The organism is Ideonella sp. B508-1 (assembly GCF_000333615.1).
Taxonomy (GTDB): Bacteria; Pseudomonadota; Gammaproteobacteria; order Burkholderiales; family Burkholderiaceae_C; genus Ideonella.
On sequence record NZ_BADL01000467.1, the window covers coordinates 1 to 3,377 of the forward strand.

General features: G+C 68.0%; 4 protein-coding genes. All 4 read right to left on the reverse strand.

Annotation, left to right across the window (positions count from 1 at the left end):
- A partial coding sequence (locus I73_RS18810) for a GspMb/PilO family protein (RefSeq protein WP_022982035.1) occupies positions 1-589 on the reverse strand: 589 nt, incomplete at its 3' end.
- Positions 586-1,176: a hypothetical protein gene (locus I73_RS31075; protein WP_148289854.1), complete on the reverse strand. Its 591-nt coding sequence runs from the start codon at positions 1,174-1,176 to the stop codon at positions 586-588. The genes I73_RS18810 and I73_RS31075, both read right to left, overlap by 4 nt.
- Complete coding sequence (locus I73_RS18820; RefSeq protein ID WP_148289855.1) at positions 1,173-1,928, reverse strand: hypothetical protein; 756 nt, start codon at positions 1,926-1,928, stop codon at positions 1,173-1,175. Before I73_RS18820 ends, I73_RS31075 begins: the two co-directional genes overlap by 4 nt.
- Positions 1,929-2,113: 185 nt before the next feature.
- Positions 2,114-3,377: GspE/PulE family protein (locus I73_RS18825; protein WP_026096944.1), on the reverse strand; the 1,264-nt coding region annotated here is incomplete at its 5' end.

Genomic DNA, 3,377 nt, shown 5'->3' on the forward strand with positions numbered 1-3,377 from the left:
GCTGTGTCGTCATCTCGAGATCGCTGTCTCCCACCGCATTGCGCTTGAAGCTCAGTCGATCCACGGTGAGATTGGGCAGCTCGCGCTGCGCCGCCACCAGCCAGGCCCGCACCGGCGGGTAGCGGCCCTTGAGGGGCACATTCAGCCGCAGCCGCCCCAGGGCGGGGGCAGAGGCCTCGTAGGTGAAGTCTGTGCGGGACAGGTTGATTTGCTGCGCTTGCGCGAGCACCCGCAAACGCTCGATCTGTGCGGTCAAGTCTGCTTTGGCCGGCAGCTGCGGCGGGGATCGCAGGGCCATCGTCCCATCGCCAAGCAGGGGCGGCTTCGTGGCGTCGGCGGTGGTGAATTCTGGCGACGAAGCCGCCGCGGCAGCCTGATCCCAGTTTGTTCGCTGCGCGGCCAGGGCCCTTGCGTCCTGCTGCAACCATGCCTGACCGGGCCATGCCAGCAGCAGGTTGCCCAGGATCAGGCCCAGGCACAGCACCGAGACCCAGCCATGGCGCCAGACCCAGAGTTCGGCACGGACCCGAACTGCCCCCAGAAGTACCGACATGGACACCGGCAGGCGGAACCGGTTCTCATCGCTCATGGCGCTCCCCCCGACGCGGCCATATCCGCCAGCGGTGGGAGCCCCCATTCAAACTGGGCCCGGGTGGGACGCTGAGCGTCCTGCTCATTGGTTTCGAAGCGGCGCCACTGGACGGCCGCCCCCAAGCGGCCTTCCAGCGTCGTGCCGTAGGCCAGAAGGGCCTGCCAGCTCCGTGCCTCGGCCTGCATGCGCACCGCGCGGCGCTCCGCATCCAACTCCAGGGACAGCAGGCCGATGTCCTCGCTGTCCTCCTCGGCCAGCAGGTCCAGGCCCGCAGGCCAGGGTGCTTGCCTCAGACGCTGCAGCGCCTCCATGGCGCTCGCCTCCTCCAGAGAGGGTTTGGGAAGATCACGCAAGCGGCTTTGCCGTTCATCTTCTTGAATGGCAAAGCGTTGCGCCAGCGATCGCCTCTCTTCGTTGATCTCGCGATGCGACACGGCCAGCTGCCAGGACTGCAGAAGCAGCCACAACAGGGCACAAAGGCTCACGAGCCCCCACGCCCAATGCACCGTGCGAGAGCGGCCATGCCCGAAGCTGGCCACCCGCCACGCGGCTTCCCCAAAGCGAACAGGACCCATGCGGCTCATGTCGGTGCCCTTGGCGTGGGCTGCACAAGGTTGGCGCCACCAGTGAGGCCGGCCATGCGCTGAACTTGGGCCAGAGGAAGGAGCGCGGCCACCCAGGCATCCTGTTGAAGTGGCGCGGCCGTCAACGTCATCGCCTCGAACAGCGCAGACCAGGCTCGTGGCTGAGACACGACGCAGGTCGTCTCACCCGCCACCAGACTCTGGGACCCCGGCAACCGCGCGATGCCGGGATGCAGGGCCAACACTCCCACGGGCGCCTGGACATCCAGGCTAGCGCGCACGCTGTCTCCCTGCAGGTTCAGGCAGGCTTGCTCCAGCACGTCGGTCAGCAAGGGCTCGCCCCCCTGCGGGGTCTCCGTCAGACGGATGCTGTGCAGCCACCTCAAGCGGCCCGCCTGCCAGGCCACCCAGGTGAACAGGCCAGGCGTCCAGAACCCTTCCCAGACCACATCCCCACTGCCAGCGGTCGCCCCGCGCAAGCCTGACAACAGCGCGCTCAAGGTGGTCTCCACGGGAACGGACCGTCCCAGGCCCATGTGCACCCCGTCGATCAACCACGCCGGCAATGCGCAGCACAGAAACGACCGCCCCAGCTGCCAGTTGGCCTCCACCACCCAGCCGGACATCGGGCCGAACATCCGCTCCGCGCGCGCCCGGGCCACCGCCTGCAGCTCGGCCAGGGACTGCAGCCCGGCGGGCGGGTCCACCACCCAGTGCCGGGCCAGTCCGTCGGCCACCACGACCTGGGCCATGGTGGGAAGCGCAGAGACAGCCCCGGCCCCGCAGAACGCGAGTGCCGACGCCAGATCCAAGGGGGGCCGTGGCCTGAGGAGGCTCGGTCCGGTAGTCCCTCACCTGCACGGCAAGGGTTTCGGGCCCCACGGGCCTCGCCGGCAGCGAGACCAGCGACGACGCGCCGATGCCGATCACCACGGACTCACGCCGCCATCGTGACACGCCGCATCTCCTCCAACGTGGTCTTGCCCTGCAGCACCAGCCGCAGGGCGGCGTCGTGCAGGCTCCGGGTGCCCTTGCGGTAGGCGGCTTCCTTGATGTCCTTGACGGCGACCCTGCGGACCACCAGGTCGCGCAGTTCGTCGTCCAGGCGCAGGATCTCGGCAATCGCCTGCCGGCCCTTGTAGCCGGTGCCGCGGCAATCGCCACAGCCCTGTCCTCGCACAAAGCTCGCGCCGGCCACCATGGAGGCCGTCAGGCCGTGCCTGGCCAGCTCCTCAGCGTCCGGATGGTGGGTTTGTGCGCAGCGCGGGCAGTTCACCCTCAGCAGCCGCTGGGCCCAGATGCCGTTGAGGGCGGACGCCAGGGCGTAGGGGTCCAACCCCATGTGTGTGAAACGGCTGAAGACGTCGAACACATTGTTGGCGTGCACGGTGCTCAGCACCAGGTGACCTGTCAGGGCAGACTGCACCGCGATCTCGGCGGTCTCCTGGTCCCGAATCTCACCGATCATGATCTTGTCGGGGTCATGGCGCAGGATGGAGCGCAGACCACGGGCAAAGGTCAGGCCCTTGCGCTCGTTGACCGGGATCTGCAGCACGCCTTGCAGCTGGTACTCCACCGGGTCTTCAATGGTGATGACCTTCTCCTGCCCCGTGCGCGATTCGGTCAGTGCTGCGTACAGCGTGGTGGTCTTGCCCGAGCCCGTGGGGCCGGTCACCAGGACCATGCCGTGTGGCGCCTCCAGCAGGTCCCGCAGGCTGCGCAAGGCGATGTTGTCGAACCCCAATGCAGCCAGCGACAGCGCGCCGTGGGCCTCGACCAGGGCCTGCTTGTCCAGGATGCGCAGCACCGCATCTTCTCCGTGGATGCTGGGCATGATGGACACCCGCAGGTCGATGTCCCGTCCCTGGGCTGACACCCGGAAGCTCCCGTCTTGCGGGACGCGGCTTTCTGCAATGTCGAGCTCGGCCAGCACCTTGAGGCGGGTCATGACCTGGTCGGCCGTGGCATGGCCCTCCGGGCGCGCCATGCTCTCGAGCACGCCATCGATGCGGAACTTGATGTCCAGGCCCTGCGCCGTGCTCTCGAAATGGATGTCGCTGGCCCCTGCCCGCAAGGCGTCGTAGAGCATCGAGTTGACCAGCCGCACGGTCTGACTGGTGGCCGCGGACAGGCTTTCAAAGGAGAGCACCTCGGATGAGAGCAACCCGGATCCTGCCGAACCCGCGTCCTCACCTGGTGCC